General features: G+C 71.6%; 11 protein-coding genes. 3 read left to right on the top strand and 8 right to left on the bottom strand.

All coding sequences use genetic code 11. The features are described 5' to 3' along the window. Window positions 1-110 precede the first annotated feature (110 nt). The gene (locus tag CLT71_RS02050; RefSeq protein WP_101365584.1) at window positions 111-1,289 is read left to right on the top strand and encodes a cytochrome P450; all 1,179 of its coding nucleotides are present in this window, start codon (window positions 111-113) and stop codon (window positions 1,287-1,289) included. A gap of 8 nt (window positions 1,290-1,297) precedes the next feature. Continuing rightward, entirely contained in the window at window positions 1,298-1,510 is a 213-nt protein-coding gene (locus CLT71_RS02045) for a 4Fe-4S domain-containing protein (RefSeq protein WP_101365583.1), read from the top strand. A gap of 28 nt (window positions 1,511-1,538) precedes the next feature. Here the strand turns inward: CLT71_RS02045 and CLT71_RS02040 are convergent, their stop codons facing one another. Continuing rightward, window positions 1,539-2,003, bottom strand: coding sequence for a hypothetical protein (locus CLT71_RS02040; protein WP_486482991.1), 465 nt, complete (start codon window positions 2,001-2,003; stop codon window positions 1,539-1,541). 216 nt (window positions 2,004-2,219) lie between these two features. After that, window positions 2,220-3,695: a pyridoxal-dependent decarboxylase gene (locus tag CLT71_RS02035; protein ID WP_101365582.1), complete on the bottom strand. Its 1,476-nt coding sequence runs from the start codon at window positions 3,693-3,695 to the stop codon at window positions 2,220-2,222. Window positions 3,696-3,783: 88 nt separating this feature from the next. Here CLT71_RS02035 and CLT71_RS02030 point away from each other — a divergent pair, with 88 nt between their 5' ends. Further along, window positions 3,784-4,638: an AraC family transcriptional regulator gene (locus CLT71_RS02030; protein WP_143743333.1), complete on the top strand. Its 855-nt coding sequence runs from the start codon at window positions 3,784-3,786 to the stop codon at window positions 4,636-4,638. Window positions 4,639-4,693: 55 nt separating this feature from the next. Here the strand turns inward: CLT71_RS02030 and CLT71_RS02025 are convergent, their stop codons facing one another. From CLT71_RS02025 to ectB, 6 genes are all read right to left on the bottom strand, one after another. Then, window positions 4,694-6,013: an ABC transporter permease gene (locus tag CLT71_RS02025; RefSeq protein ID WP_101365580.1), complete on the bottom strand. Its 1,320-nt coding sequence runs from the start codon at window positions 6,011-6,013 to the stop codon at window positions 4,694-4,696. Continuing rightward, complete coding sequence (locus CLT71_RS02020; RefSeq protein ID WP_101365579.1) at window positions 6,010-6,819, bottom strand: ABC transporter ATP-binding protein; 810 nt, start codon at window positions 6,817-6,819, stop codon at window positions 6,010-6,012. Before CLT71_RS02020 ends, CLT71_RS02025 begins: the two co-directional genes overlap by 4 nt. Continuing rightward, the gene (locus tag CLT71_RS02015) at window positions 6,816-7,838 is read right to left on the bottom strand and encodes a permuted SH3 domain-containing protein (protein ID WP_101371063.1); all 1,023 of its coding nucleotides are present in this window, start codon (window positions 7,836-7,838) and stop codon (window positions 6,816-6,818) included. Before CLT71_RS02015 ends, CLT71_RS02020 begins: the two co-directional genes overlap by 4 nt. Before the next feature lie 312 nt (window positions 7,839-8,150). Beyond that, window positions 8,151-9,710 (bottom strand): glycosyltransferase family 39 protein, encoded by a 1,560-nt coding sequence (locus tag CLT71_RS02010; RefSeq protein ID WP_101365578.1) that lies wholly within the window; start codon window positions 9,708-9,710, stop codon window positions 8,151-8,153. Window positions 9,711-9,899: 189 nt separating this feature from the next. Continuing rightward, window positions 9,900-14,000, bottom strand: coding sequence for a Pls/PosA family non-ribosomal peptide synthetase (locus CLT71_RS02005; RefSeq protein WP_199187476.1), 4,101 nt, complete (start codon window positions 13,998-14,000; stop codon window positions 9,900-9,902). Further along, complete coding sequence (gene ectB / locus CLT71_RS02000; protein WP_486482990.1) at window positions 13,997-15,472, bottom strand: aspartate aminotransferase family protein; 1,476 nt, start codon at window positions 15,470-15,472, stop codon at window positions 13,997-13,999. Before ectB ends, CLT71_RS02005 begins: the two co-directional genes overlap by 4 nt. Window positions 15,473-15,640: the final 168 nt, after the last annotated feature.

Raw genomic sequence — 15,640 nt, 5'->3', positions numbered from 1 at the left:
GCCGTCCCGCCAATCTGGACAACGGCACCACGGACCCCGGGCCACGGTACGCTCGGTCCGACGGAGGAAATTCGTCTGCTTGATCATCCTTTGCGGTGGGAGAGAACGCGATGACCCCTTCTCCGGTACTTCCCCTGAAACGCACCTGCCCGTACGCGCCACCGGCCGAACACCTGCGGCTGCAACAGCAGGAGCCGGCGGCCCGGGTGGTGCTGCCGGACGGCACGACGGCATGGGCGCTGAGCCGCCTCGAGGACATCCGGGCCATGCTCACCGATCCACGGTTCAGTTCTGACCGGCAGCGCGACGGATATCCGTTGCAGCCACCCGGACAGCGCCGAGCCGCCGACGAACGACCGGTGCTGATCGGGCTCGACCCGCCGGAGCACGGTGAGGCCCGGCGCGCCGTCGTCGGCGAGTTCACCATCAAGCGGATGAACGCAATGCGCCCGCGCATCCAGCAGATCGTCGACGACTGCCTCGACGCGATGCTCGCCGGGCCACGCCCGGTCGACCTGGTGCCGACGCTGGCCCTGCCGGTGCCGTCGCTGGTCATCTGTGAACTGCTCGGCGTGCCCTACGCCGACCACGACTTCTTCCAGAGCCGCTCGGCGAATCTGCTGCGCCGGTCGGCCCCGGCTCAGGAACGCTTCGCCGCGGCCCAGGAGATCCGCGAGTACATGGCCACGCTGATCGCGGAGAAGGCGAAGACACCCGGTGAAGACCTGCTCAGCCGGCAACTCGGCAGGGGAGCCGATCACGAGGACCTGGCGGGCCTCGGCTTCCTGCTGCTGCTCGCCGGGCACGAGACCACCGGAAACATGATCTCCCTCGGCACGATGACCCTGCTGGAGCGGCCGGAGGCGCTGGAGGCGCTGAAGCGGGATCCGACCGTCACCCCGCAGGTCGTCGAGGAACTGCTGCGATACTTCACCATCGCCGAGTACGTCACCTCCCGGATCGCCGTCGAGGATGTCGAGATCGGTGGGGTACTGATCCGGGCCGGCGAGGGCGTCGTCACGCTCGCCAACGTGGCCAACCGCGACCCGGCCGCGTTCACCGACGGCGACACCTTCGACATCAACCGGGGCGCCCGGCACCACATCGCGTTCGGCTTCGGCGCCCACCAGTGCCTGGGGCAGAATCTCGCCAGGGTCGAACTCCAGATCGTCTTCGACACCCTCTTCGCCCGCATTCCCGGTCTCGAACTGGCGGTGCCGGTAGACGAGTTGTCCTTCAAGGACGACTCCACGGTCTACGGCCTGCACTCGCTGCCGGTCACCTGGTAGGAGACGCGATGCGGATAACCGCCGACCTGGAGCGCTGTGTCGGCGCCGGTCAGTGCGTGCTCACCGAACCCGCCGTCTTCGACCAGAACGACGAGGACGGCACCGTGATCATCCTGCGCGCCGTACCGGAGGACGACGAGACGACCCGCCGGGTACGCGAAGCCGTCCGGCTCTGTCCAAGCCAGGCCCTGACCCTCACCGAGCCCGCTCCGACGCCCTGACCCCCGGCCGGTACGGGAGCGCGTTGCGCTACTCGTGCCGGCTGACGCCCTCGGAGTGCATCCCGGTCTCCTCCTCCAGCGGGTTGTTGCGGAGGTCGTCGAGCCCGGTGTCGTCGGGGAAGAACCGATGCCCCGATCCGGGGTCGGTCGGGGCACCGCCCGGTCCCGCCTCCGGCGCACGGGTCGGCTCGACCGGACCGAACCCGTGCTTGCCCGCCCCCTGCGGCCACGGTTGCGGCGGCTGCGCGTCGGCCCGTCGTTCGGCAAGACGCGTGGGTGGCAGGCCGGCCTCCTCGCTCCCCTCGTCCAGCGGCGAGTCCTCGGTCGCGCCCCACGGTGCGTCCCGGTCCTCGGTCCCACCGGTGGTGCCCCACGGTTGGACCGACTGCGGGCCACGGTCCTGCCCGTCCGGGGCCACCTGACCGCCGTCGGCGGCACCCGGCCGGAGCTGGCCACCCGGATCCTCGTCCGCCAATCGCCTCTTCGCGCCCATCGCCACCACCTCGTTGCCGACTCGTCCCGCCCGGTCATCCGGTCGGTCCGGTGCGTGTGCCGTTCCCGGCCCGAGCCAGGACATGCGCACCGGACCGGAAGGGATCTCCGGGCCGCAAGGGTGCTTTGAGCAGGGAAGGAAGCTTTAAGCCAGGAAGGGAGCTTTGAACCAGAGTCACCTGGACGTGTGGTCCGACCGGGCGAGGCCGACGCACGGTCAACTGGAGGTACGGTCGGGCCCGGCGAGGCCGGCGGCGGTCCGGAACGCCGCGAGAGCCCGGGCGATGTCGTCCTCGTCCGTCTGCCAGTTCGAGACCGACAGCCGGATGGCGCGGCGCCCGTCGACTGTCGTGCCGCTCAGCCATGCCTCGCCGCTGTCGACCACCGCACGCAGGATCCGGTCGGTCGTAAGGTCGTCGCCGAACCGGAAGAGCACCTGGTTGAGCGGACCGTCGCTGAGCACCTCGCAGCCGGGTACCCCGGCCAGGCCCGCGCCGAACGTGCGGGCGTGTGCGCAGGTCCGCTCGACCAGGTCCGCCACACCCTGCCGGCCGAGCGACCGCAGCGCCGCGTAGACGGCGAAGCCACGCGCCCGCCGGGAGAACGCGGGTGTCCAGTCCGTCGCGTCGCGGGGCTGTCCCGGGCCGCCCTGCACCAGGTAGTCGGCGGTGGCGGACATCGCGGCCCGGTGCGCGTCCGGGTGGGCGCAGAAGGCCAGGCCGCAGTCGTACGGGACGTTGAGCCACTTGTGCGCGTCGAAGGCCCACGAGTCGGCACGTTCGACCCCTCGGACGAGGTGGCGGAGCGCGGGACTCGCGGCGGCCCAGAGCCCGAAGGCGCCGTCGACGTGCAGCCAGCCGCCGGACTCGGCGACGGCGTCGGCGATCCCGTCGAGGTCGTCGACGGCACCGGTGTTGACCTCACCGACCTGGGCGCAGACGATCGTCGGGAGGTCCGCCCGGCCGAGTTCCGCCCGCAGCCCGGCGACCGACATCCGACCGGCCCGGTCTGCCGGGACGACCCGCAGCGCCGCCCTGCCGATGCCGAGGAACCGCAGCGCACGGTCCACGCTGACGTGGCGCGCCGCCCCGACCAGCACCCGGATCGGCGGGGAGCCGGGCAGCCCCAGCTCCTCGACGTCCCAGCCGACCGCGCGGAGCACGTGGTGCCGGGCCGCAGCCAGACCCGTCAGGTGCGCGGTCTGGCACCCGGTGACGAAGGCGAACGACGCGTCCCCGGGCAATCCGAGCAGCTCGGCCAGCCAGGCACCGGCCACCTCCTCGGCGACCGACGCCGCCGGGCCGCACGCGTAGAAGCCCGGGCACTGGTCCCAGACCGAGGTGAGCCAGTCGGCGGCGACAGCGGCCGGCAGCCCGCCACCGATCACGAAGCCGAAGTAGCGGCCGGACGGGATGCCGAGCAGTCCCGGGTCGACCGCCGCGGCCAGTTCCTCGACCACCACCAGCGGGTCGACCGGGTCGACCGAGAGCGGTCCGCCGAGTCGGGACCGCAGTTCGTCGACTGTCGCCGCGACGCCCACCGGCCGGCGGTCGAGCGACCGGAGCCAGTCGGTCGCGATCTGCGCCGTACGGGCCAGCAACCGGTCGGGTACGCCGGTCGGCAGGTCGGCGTCGACCTCGACGACCGGCGGCTGCACCTGGTGTTCTGCGGGAACTGTCGAGCTGCCTGTCATGCGGGCAACCTAAAGCGGCACCGGGGCATCGGTCTTGTACGGGATTGCGGCCGGCCGGGCCCGCTCGTCCCCGGTTAGGCTCGGTGTCGTGGCCCTCGCCGACGGCGGCACCCGTGATCCAGCCGCTCCCGCCCGGATGTGGTGGGTGCCGGACCTCGGCGGCCTGGAACTGTTCCGGGCCACCATCAGCGAGTTCGAGTTCCACCCGCACGCGCACGAGGAGTTCTTCCTCGCCCTCACCGAGGACGGCCTCGCCACGCCCAGCTACCGGGGGCAGACCCACGTGATCGGCACCGGGGACCTGATCACGCTCAACCCGGAGGAGACGCACTCCGGCGGCCCACCTGCCGAAATCTCCTGGAGCTACCGGGCGCTCTACCCAGGTCCGGAGCTGATGGGAAAGATCGCGGCCGAGTTCCCCGGCGTACGGCGGCACGTGCCGGCGTTCGGCGCGGACGTGGTGCGGGACCGGGAGGTGGTGGCGCGGCTGCGTCGGTACCACCGGCTCGCCGAGCCGCCCGGGTCGAGCCGGCTGGCCCGGGAGGCGTACCTGGTCGAGGCCCTCGCGCTGCTGGTGGCCCGGCACACGGCGCCGACGCGTACGCCCACCAGGGCCGGCCGGGAACGCGCGGCGGTGCGCCGCAGCAGGGAGTACCTCCAGGAGCACGCGGAGGAGAACGTCACCCTGGAGACGCTGGCCGAGTTCGCCGGGCTCAGCCCGTTCCATCTGTGCCGCGTCTTCCGGGCGGCGGTGGGCATGACACCGCACGCCTACCAGACCCAGACCCGAATACGCCGCGCCAAGTCCCTGCTGCGGGCGGGCCTGCCGATCACCGTTGCCGCCACCGAGGCGGGCTTCTACGACCAGGCGCACCTGACCCGGCACTTCAAGCGTCTCATCGGCCTGCCGCCCGGCCGGTACGCCCGGGACACCACCACCTGACCCTGCGGTGCCGGGGACCCAGCCGAAGCGGCGGGGCCACCGGAAGGCACCGCCGTCAGGCGCGCATGACTGTGGCGATCGGAATGCGGGCGGCCCGGATGGCCGGGATGAGACCGCCGAGCAGCCCGGCCACCAGACCGGCGATGACTCCGGCGACCCCCGCCCGCCACGGGAAGACGTTGTCCGCCAGGAACGGTGCCTGGTCGGCGAAGAGGGTGCCGGCCACGTTCAGCGCCAACGCGGACGCCCCGATGGCGGCGGCCGCGGTCAGCAGCCCGGTGAGCAGGGTCTCGGCGAGGACGATGCCGGCCAGCAGCAGCCGCGAGGTGCCCACCGCCCGGCGCAGCGCGAACTCCTCGACCCGCTCCCCCACCGTGGCCAGCCCGACGTTGAGGATCCCCGCGACGCCGATCAGCAGGACGAGGCTCGCCATGCCGAGGAATACCCAACGGATCAACGCCAGATCCCGGGCGATCTCCTTACGGGCCTGGATCGTCTCGAAGTGGATCTGGTCCGCCGGTATCCCGGTCGCGGCGAGCCGGAGCGCCAGGACCCGTTCCAACTCGCCCGCCGTCGGAGCCAGCATCACCTGGAGGCCCGGACCGGCCTCGCTCTGCTGGGCCTCCGGAGCCAGCCAGGTCGCCAGCTCGTCGGCCCGGGAGTATGCGGCTGGCATCGGGCTGCCGTCATCGACCACCCCGACGATCCGGGGCGTCGGATTGGCAGTCGTCCCCTCGATGCGCATCTCGGCGGGTACCTGGTATCGATTGAAGCCCTTCGCCGCCTCCAGGTTGAGTACCAGCCGGGGTGCCAGGGACGGGTCGGAGCTGAAGTCCAGCCACTCGCCGGAGACCCGCCGGAAGGGCTTGAACTGGCGGATGTCGCCGGTAAGCGTGGTCAGGGTCAGCTCGATCGCCTGACCGGACACCGGTGCAGCCCCGTCGCCGCCCGGCGAGGTCGGGCGGCAGCCGTACTGGTCACAGTAGATCGGGCCGCCCGGGCCGCCGTAGCCACCGGGCTGGTCGAACGGGGCGCCGCCCGGGTTGACCGGGCTGAGTCCGGGTTCACCGACGATCGCCTGCCGGGTGACGATCGCGACCGCGTCCGGCCGGTTCGCCAGCGTCTCGGAGCTGACCTGGACGGTCTGCTGACTTCCCGGCAGGTACGCCTGCCGGGTCCCGTCCTTGCCCACCTGTAGTGCGAGATCGGCCAGTCGGGACTGTTCCAGGGTCTCGGCGGCGGCCTGCACCACCACCACGGCCAGTACGCCGAGGAAGAGGCTGACCATCGACAGGAAGGTACGCATCTTGCGGGCCCGGATGCCCTGTACGCCGATGATGAGCGCGGACCGGAACCGCCCGGAGAGCCGGATCACCGACCCACCCCTTCCGCGGCCCGGACGGCACCGGCCGGGGCAGGCTCGGCCACGGTGCCTCCGGCTGACTCGGCCAACGTTCGGGTCGGGCCCGACTCCGGCCGCAGCGCCTGCTCCGGGGCGCCGGTCGCCGGTTCGAGTCTCCCGTCGTTGAGCCGCAGCACCCGGCGCATCTTGTCGGCGTGGACCCGGTCGTGGGTGACCAGGATCAGTCCGCAGCCCCGTTCGGTGGCCGAGCGCATCACCTCGATCACCAGGTTGCCGGTCTCGGTGTCGAGTGCGCCGGTGGGCTCGTCGGCCAGCAACAGCCGGGGTTCCCGGACCAGGGCCCGAGCCACCGCCACCCGCTGCTGTTCACCGCCGGAGAGCCGGGCCGGGCGGTGTTTCGCCAGATGGGCGATGCCGACCTGGTCGAGTGCGGCCATGGTGCGGGCCCGGCGCTTGCGACGCGGTAGCCAGCCCTGCCCGTTGACCAGCGCCATCGCCACGTTCTGGGCGGCGGTGAGGTGTCCCAGCAGGAAGAACCGCTGGAAGACGAAGCCGAACTCGGCGCTGCGCAGGGCGGCCGCCCGGCGCTCGGGCAGCCGGGTGATGTCCCGGCCGCCGAGCAGGTAGCGACCGCCGTCCGGACGGTCGAAGAGGCCGATCAGGCTGAGCAGGGTGCTCTTGCCGGAGCCGGACCGGCCGAGGATCGCCACGCTCTCCCCCTCGGCGACGGTGAGGTCGACGCCGTCGAGGATGGTCCGTGGTGTGCGCTGTCCCTTCAGCGTCTTGGTGATGCCGTGCAGTTCCAGCAGCGCCGTCATTTCCCGCCCATCGGGTCGGTCGGGCCGCCGGGCTGCCCCGGCGCCGGTTTGGCCGGCGGCAGGTTGGGACCGGGTACGGCGACCGTCTCGTCACCGGTCAGTCCGGACTTGATCTGCACGACCTTGCCGTCACTGAGTCCCAGCACCACGTCCCGGGTCTCCCGGTTGCCGTCCGGACCGACCACGTCGACCTTGCCGCTGCCCTGGCCGCCGGCGACCGCCTCCACCGGGAGCACGAGCGCGTTCTTCGCCCGGGCGGTCACCACCTGGAGGGTGGCGGTGGCACCGTTTATCAGCTTGACGCTGGCCGGCGCCGTGCAGACCAGTCGCATCCCGGTCGGCTCGGACGGCTCGACCTGCTGCCCCGGGCCGGGTGGCGGGCCGACCGGTACGACCACGCGCGAGCCAGGGGCGGCGGACGGATCGCTCGACGGCTCCGGGGCCGGCGGGTCCGGAATCGTCCCGGCCGGAAGCGCGGCGATGGTGCCGAGGACCTTGCAGGCGAACGGGCCGGGGCCGTTCTTGATCTGGGCCTGCACGGTCGCCAGCGAGTCGGCGATCTGGTACGCCTGAGCACCGTCGATCTCCGCGACCAGCCCGTACCCGATCCGTTTCGCCGACACCACAGGCATTCCGGCGGTGACGTTCGAGCGGTCGTCCACCAGCCGGCCGGCGAAGACGGCACCGGCCGGTACATCGACCTGGTGCGACTTGCCCTTCGCCCAGATGCTGGCCACCCGCGTCGCCTTGCTGGGGGTGTTCCGGGGTGGGTCGACGTCGCGGTAGCGGATCTGCCCGGCGACCGGCGCCACCACCCCGAAGACCGGGTTCATGGTGACCCTGCCGGTCAGGCTTACCCGGTTGTCGAGATTCTGCCGGACCGGCTTCGCCGTGGTCATCGTGGTGCCCCGGGCCGCCAGTCCGGGGGTCTCGGCCTCCGGATCCGGCTCACTGCAGGCGGCTCCCGCACCGACGAGCAGAACGAGCACGCACGAGCGCAGCAGCAGTCGCCTTCGCACCGGCACCCCCAACTGACATGGTCCTGGACCGACATCTGACCAGACGCGGTGGGCCGGTCCTCGGTTGCCTTCGGACGAATCATTCACGACGATCGACCGGCATGATGACTGTGCGTGTGGGTTCGCACAGTCATCGCCGTACCGGACACCGCCACCGCCGTATCAAACCAGACCGGCCGCCGGGGTATTGCCCCGCCCGTCGTAGCGGGCCGATCCGGGAAGACCGGCGGCGCAGGACATCGCCCGGTGCCGGACCAGGCACCGCCCGGCAGCGGATCGGGTGCCGGATCCGGCGCGGTCGTCTGTGCACTGTCAGTCGAAGTGCCGGATCCGGGGCCACAGCTCGGCCCAGGCCGGTTGGCGGTCGTGGCAGACCACGATCGGCACGCCCTGCTCCTCGTTGTCGACCCCGACTCCATTGTCCAGGCGTCCGACGGTCCGGCACGTGCCGAAGAAGCCACGGAGTTGGCCCGCCTCGCCCACGCCGACCCCGATCATCACGGTCGCCGACTCCGGCGGTGGGCCGTAGAAGCCGAGTTCGTTGTGTCCACTGTAGATCGGCGGTAATCGGTCGGCACCGAGTCGGGTGAGCGCACCGGCCTCGCCGTAGTTGGCGGTCAGCACGACCGCCGCGGCCCGGTCCGCGGGGGCAAGCTCGTCGTATGCCCGGACCACCTGGTCGACGTAGCGCGGCCAGCCGACCGAGTCGGCGGCGGTGATGTTGATTCCGGGCACCGGTGTGTCACCGAGCACCTCGACCGGAAGCAGTGGCAGCGCCACCACCGCACTGGTCACCGCATTGAAGAGGTACGCCGTGCCGAGCAGGGAGGCGCGGATCCGCCGTCGCCCCCGCCGCAGCCAGTCGGCCACCGGTACGCATCCGGCGGCGAAGAGCACGCCGAGCAGCGCGTACGTGTAGTAGTGCTGACCGCCGGCGACAAGTACCAGCACACAGACCACCAGGTAGGCCACGGCGAGTGCCCGTACCGGCCGCCAGGACGGGCGACGCAGCAGCCCGACCAGGCCGGCGATCCAGACCGCCGCCAGGGGTGGCCCGATCAGCAGGAACTGGAAGGGCACGAAGGTGCTCCGCGACTCGGCGCCCCTGTCCTCGGCTATCGCACCGGCCATGTCGGCCTGCGGCAGCTCGTGGGTGAGCTGGTACACCAGGTTGGGCGCGCCGATCACCAGGGCGAGCGCCACGCCCGCCCAGAGCCAGCGGCTGGCCAGCACCCGTCGCGGCCCCACCGCGAGCAGCCCGGCGCCGAGCCCGACCAGCAGCAGCACCACGAGCAGTTTGTTGTGGAGCCCGATCCCGAGCACCGCCCCGGCCGCCAGCCACCAGCGCGGCTGGTCGCGCAGCAGCGCCCGGGCGGCACAGAGGAGGATGCCGAGCCAGACCACCAGGTCGAAGCCGGCGGTGAGCAGCACGTGTCCGAAGATCAGGGTGGTCGCCCCGGTGCCGAAGCCGAGCGCGGCCAGGGTCTGGGCCAGCGCGCCGCCGCCGAATTCCCGGGCGAGCAGGGCGGCCAGCAGCAGCGCCGCCAGCACGCAGAGGGTGGCCGGCACCCGCAGCCCCCAGAGCGAGCCGCCGAAGAGGGCGTCGGCCAGCCGGGCGATCGCCGGGGTGAGCGGCGGCTGGTCCAGGTAGCCCCAGTCGGGGCGGAGCATCAGGAAGTAGAGCTCGTCGCGGTGGTAGCCGTAGCCGCCGTTGGTGGCCAGCAGCAACGCGGCGACAAGGGCGGCGACGGCGCCGAGCGGGCGCCAGGCGACCGGGGGCGGCGTGACCCGGCCACCGTCGGCGGTCACGGTCGACTCGGGTACGTCCGGCGGCGCGGCGATCGCGGCCGGTCCGACGGCGTGCTCTGTCATGGGTCGCCCCTCCCTGGCGCGGCGGTGCCGGCGACCCGTGACGCGATCCCGGGCGCCCATACATAACGGTTAGAGCTTAACGGTTATGTATGGCGTGTCAACGCCCGAACAGGGCTGCTGTCAACGCCAGGACCGGAGACCGGACGACCGGCCAGGGATGGCGTCCACCGTGGCCGGTCGAGGCTCCGGCTATCCCGCCCGCCGCTGCCCGTCCGGCACGGCGGACACCCCCGACACCGGGCCGGCCGGGTTGCCCCGCCAGACCGTGCCGGCCGGCAGGCTGCTCCCCTTCATCACGAACGAGTCGGGCGCCACCACCACCCCGTCGGCCAACTCGACGCCGTAGTGCACAAGCGCGCCCGTGCCTACCGAACAGCCACTACCGAGGCGGATCCGGTCGGACTTGAACGTCCCGTCCTCCAGCGAGTGGGAGTGCAGCGACGACCCCTCGCTCAGCGTGCAGTGGTCGCCGATCCGCACCAGCGTCCGCTCCGGCATCCCGCAGCCGTCGTCGAAGACCCGCCGGCCGACCCGTACGCCGTGCAGCCGCAGCAGCAGCGGCTTGAGCGGGGTGCCGTTGAACAGGCCGAGATGCCCCACCCCGGTGAGCTTCCAGTACCGCTCGTGCCGCCAGTACCGGGGGTCGTAGATCGAACAGTACAGCGGGCGCAGCCGGCGGAAGCCGAGGCAGAGCCAGTCCACCAGGGCTGAGTAGCCGACGATCGACAGCAGGGCGAGCAGGATCCCGGCACTGAAGGTGTAGAGGTTCGGCCGGGACCCGTCGTGGATGCCCTCGACCCGCACCACGATCTGGATCGAGAGGTAGAAGAGCAGCCAGCCGCTGAGCAGGTACCAGCCCATGGTGCACAGGTTCGAACGGTTCTTCCGGGCCAGCCTGCGGCGGAACTGGTCCCCGGTCCGCAGCTCGTCGAAGCTGGCGTCCCGGCGTACCGACCGGGGGATCTCGAACGGCGGTGACCCCAGGAGCCCGACGTCGGACCGGACGGGACCGTCGATCGGCACCATCACCTTCGTTGCCAGCAGGCAGTTCTCGCCGACCCGTGCTCCGGCCGGAAAGACGACCCGGTTGCCGAGGAAGTTCTCCGCGCTGATGGTGACCCGGGACAGCGAGAACGAGGAGGACGAATACCTGGCGTTGCCCATGGAGAGCCCGTCGGAGACGAGTACCCCGCCGCGCACCTCACACAGGAACGGCGTGTCGTGCCGCTGTGCGCAGCCGAAGTTCGATCCGGTCTGACGCAGCTCGCGGAACCGCCAGCCGACGGCACGCAGATAGCCGACCACGTACGAGCTGTCTCCGAAGAGGGTGTTGAGGTACGGGACGTTGCTGAACCGGGAAACGATCTGGAAGCAGATCCAGCGCCAGCCGTAGAGCGGGTACGCCCGGTCGGCGGTCAGGAAGAGGTTCGCCAGCCGGGGTACCCCGAGCACCAGCAGCAGACCGAGCAGCACACCGCCGTAGAACATCAGCAGCGACCCGGCGACCCTGCTGACGTCCAGCGCGAACGCCACGGCCGCGAGTACGACAAGCAACTGGGTGTCGACCACGACCCGGCCGAGGAGTTGACCGGCGCCGTACCCGATTCGGCGCGTCGTCGAACAGTGCCGGGGTTCCGCCGCCGGGTTGCCGCTCCCGCCGGGCACCGCGGGCGAGCCGTGGAAGCGCGCCCCGGCCGGCACGACCTGGCCGGCACGCGGCGACGAGGCGTGCCCGAGCTGGGCGCCGTCGTCGATCACCGTGTCGAGGTCGAGCACGCTGCCCTCGCCGATCTGGACGTCCCGACCGAGCCGGACCGGGCCGGTGGTGATCCAGCCGGCTTCGGCCCGGTAGCCGAGGAAGCTCGTCCCCCGGCCGACGACCGTGCCGGCGCCGATCTCGATCAGGTCGGTGCAGACCGGCACCGACCGGGACAGCAGCAGGACGTTCGGGCCGATCTTCGCGCCCAGCGCGCGCAGATAGAGGTTGTAGACGGGCGATCCGACGAAGAGCACCAGCGGATTGGCCCCGATCATCCGCTTGACGACCCAGAACCGGAGGTAACGCAGCCCCCAGATGGGGAAGGCGCCCGCCCGCCACCGCCCGACCAGCAGCCACTTCACCGCCACCGGCAGCACCGCCAGCCCGGCGAAGCAGGCCGCCCCGAAACCCAGCGACCGCAGCGTGACGTCGACCGCGCCGGCACCGTCGGAGATCCAGTTGTACCCGGTGAGCGCCATCGCCGCGAGCAGGAACAGGTAGCCCAGGCCGAAGATGGTCTGGACGACCGCGCAGCCGTACCACTCCAGGTCGCTCGGGACGCGCTGCGCCGGGTGCGGCGGTTCGGGCGGCGCCTGCGCAGGCTCCGCCGCTACGACCGTGGCGAGATCGCGGACGGTCGGATGCAGGTACACGTCCTTGATCGAGACGTCGGCACGGAGCCGTTCCCGCAGCCGGGTGCAGTACCGGGACATCACAAGCGAATCGGCGCCCAGGTCGGTGAAGAAGTCGTCCCGGACCGAGACCCGGTCCACCCGCAGCAGGTCGGCGAGGAGGGCCGCGAGGGCGGTCTCGGTGGGTCCGGCCGGGGCGACCACGGGCGTCGCCGGCAGCACACGTGACCGGGGTGCGGGCAGGCGCTTGCGGTCCACCTTGTCGCTGGGCAGCGTCGGCAGATCAGGCAGCTCCTCCAGATAGGCCGGAACCATGTAGCCGGGCAGCCGGGTCCGTAACGCCGCCAGCGCCGCCGTGTGGTCAAGCGTCGCCGCACCGGCCCGTCGGGTGTAGAAGGCGGCGAGTTCGACCACGCCAGGCTCCGGCTGGTACGTCGTCACCGCCGCCTGGGCCACCTCGGGCAGCCGCAGCAGCACCGACTCGATCTCGGCCAGCTCGATCCGGTATCCACGCACCTTGACCTGGCTGTCGATCCGGCCCAGATATTCGAGCTGGCCGTCGCCGGTGATCCGGCCGAGGTCGCCGGTCCGGTAGATCCGTCCCGACGGGTTGTCCGGGATCCCTGCCGGATCGGGGATGAAGGCCCGCTCGGTCAGGTCGGGCCGATTGACGTACCCCGGGGAGAGGCCGACCCCGGCGAGGCCGATCTCCCCGGTCTGCCCCGCCGGCAGCAGACGGTGCTCGGAATCCAGGATCACCACCGAGTACGTCGGCAGCGGCACCCCGATCGTCACCGGTCGATCCGGCACCAACCGGGTCCAGGTGGCGGTGACCGACGCCTCGGTCGGCCCGTAGACGTTCAGCAGTGTGCGTCCCGGCCGGTGCCACCGCCGCACCAGGTGTGCCGGACAGGCCTCGCCGGAGACCAGCACGAACCGCAGGTCCGGCAACTCCTCCTCGATCGTGGCCAGCAGCGTCGGTACGCAGCAGAGTGCGGTGACCCGGTGCCGGACGAGGAAGCCGGCCAGGTCGGCACCGACCAGCGCCCCGGGCGAGGTGCTGGGCACCAGCGTCGCGCCGGAGACCAGTGGCACCCAGATCTCCTCGACCGAGAAGTCGAAGGCGATCGTCATGCCCTGGTAGACCCGGTCGTCCGGGCGCAGCCCGTAACACTCCACCGCCACCCGGACGAAGTTGCAGATGTTCGCCTGGTCGATGGCGACCCCCTTGGGCCGGCCGGTGCTGCCGGAGGTGTAGATGACGTAGGCCAGGTCCTCCGTGCCCGCCCCGACCTCGTCCGGCCCGACCTCGTCCGGCCCGACCTCGTCCGGTCCGATGCGGTGCCGGGGGTAGCGGTCGAGTTCCGGGTCGGTGTCGATCAGGATCACCGTGTTGACGACGCCGTCGAGCCGACTGGCCAGAGTGGAGAGCGTGACGACCGTCCCGACCCGCGCGTCGGCGACCACGAAGCCGAGCCGGTCGGCCGGAAAGGTGGCGTCCACCGGGACGTACACCGCATGGATCTTGGAAACCGCGAGCATCGCCTGATAGGCGAAGGCCGACCGGTCGAGCAGCAGTCCGACCCGGTCGCCCGGCCGCACCCCTCGGGCCGACAGCAGCCGGGCGAACTGGTTCGCCCTGGCGTCCAGCTCGGCGAAGGTCAGCCGGCGCTCGCCGTCGTCCACGGCCAGGTGCCCCGGATCGCCCTCGGCGGCGAACCGGTCGCAGCGCTCCTCGAAGAGATGGTGCAGGCGCTCACCCGGCCGCCAGCGGATCCGGTTGTCCACGCCCCGCGCCCGCAGCACCAGACCGACGCCGGGCTGGACGGTCGAGGTCGGGGTACGCGGTGCGACCGTGGGTACGGCGGCATTCGGTGCCACCGGAGTCGGCCCGGTCACGCCGGCACCAGGCCGGAGGAGCCCCGCACGTCCGGCGCCGCCCCACCGTCCGGCCCCGATCCACCGTCCGACCCTGATCCGGCGGCCGACCCTGATCCGCCGGCCGGCCCTGATCCGCCGGCCGGCCCCGGTCCACCGTCCGGCCCCGATCCGCCGGCCGGCTGCGGTCCGGCGGCCCGTTCCACTCCAGCGGCGGTCTGTTCCGCCACGGTGGCACGGGTTGCCGCCAGCAGGATGTCGAGGCCGTCGGCGAGTTGCTCGTCCGGGGTGGTGAGCGGCGCCATCACCTTGACCACCTGGTCGTAAGCGCCGGCGGTCTCCAGCATCAGACCGTCGGCGAAACAGCGCCGGCTGATGGCGTCGGCCAGCTCGCCCGACCCGACGTCGACGCCACGCATCATCCCGCGCCCCTTCACCACCGCACCCGGCACGACGTCGGCCACCTCGGCGAGCCGGAGTGCAAGCAGGTCGGCACGACGCGCCACCTCGGCGGTGAAGTCGGTACCGGTCCAGAACTTCGTCAGCGCCACCCCGGCGGTGACGAAGGCGTGCACGTTGCCGCGGAAGGTTCCGTTGTGCTCGCCGGGCTGCCAGACGTCGTACTCGGGGCAGATCAGCAGCAGTGCCATCGGCAGGCCGTACCCGGAGATCGACTTCGAGAGCACCACCAGGTCCGGAACCACGTCGAACGGCTCGAAGCTGAAGAACGTGCCGGTACGCCCGCAGCCCGCCTGCACGTCGTCGACCACCAGCAGCGCCCCGCTGCTCCGGGCCAGCTCGGCGATCCGCCGTAACCAGTCCGCCGAGGCGACATTCAGGCCCCCCTCGCCCTGCACGGTCTCCAGCAGGATCGCGGCAGGGGCGTCCAGCCCGCTGGACGGGTCCCGCAGCATCCGGGCGAGCAGCTCGGCGGTGTCGATCCCGTCGCCCTGGTAGCCGTCGTACGGCATCCGGGTCACCCCGGGCAACGGAAGTTGCGGGCCGATCCGGTGATGCTGGTTTCCGGTCGCCGCCAGCGCGCCCAGCGAAACCCCGTGGAAGCCGTTGGTGAAGGCGACCACATTGCTCCGCCCGGTCACCTTGCGGGCCAGCTTGAGTGCCGCCTCGACCGCGTTCGCCCCGGTCGGCCCGGTGAACTGCACCCGGTAATCCAGCTCTCGGGGTATCAGCACGATCGACTCGAACGCGGCGAGGAACGCGCTCTTGGTCGAACTGAACAGGTCGAGGCTGTGTGCCATCCCCCGCTGTTCCAGGTGGGTGATCAACGCCTGCCGCATGTCCGGGTCGTTGTGCCCGTAGTTCAACGAACCCGCACCCGCGACGAAGTCGAGATAATCGCGGCCGGTGACGTCCCGGACCACGCTTCCCTCCGCCGTGTCGAACACGCAGTCGAATCGACGACAATAGCTTCGTACGGCTGATTCTCGTCGCTCAAAGATCGGGTTTTCCTCCGCGCCCGCCAATCCGCGCACCTTTGTCACTCCCTCCGGGCCGCACCCGACGATCTGGTCGACCGCAGCCGCTGACCAGGAACGAGGGCCGTGGATGTCGCTACGTCCAACCGCAGAACGACGCGCAGGACACGGCGGAGTTTCGCAGATATGTCAATTGGTTGGATTGCCGACTCAACGCTTGTCAGG

Source organism: Plantactinospora sp. CNZ320, assembly GCF_002846275.1.
Note: the sequence above shows the minus strand (reverse complement) of the source record. Positions and strands in the feature narration are given on the sequence as shown.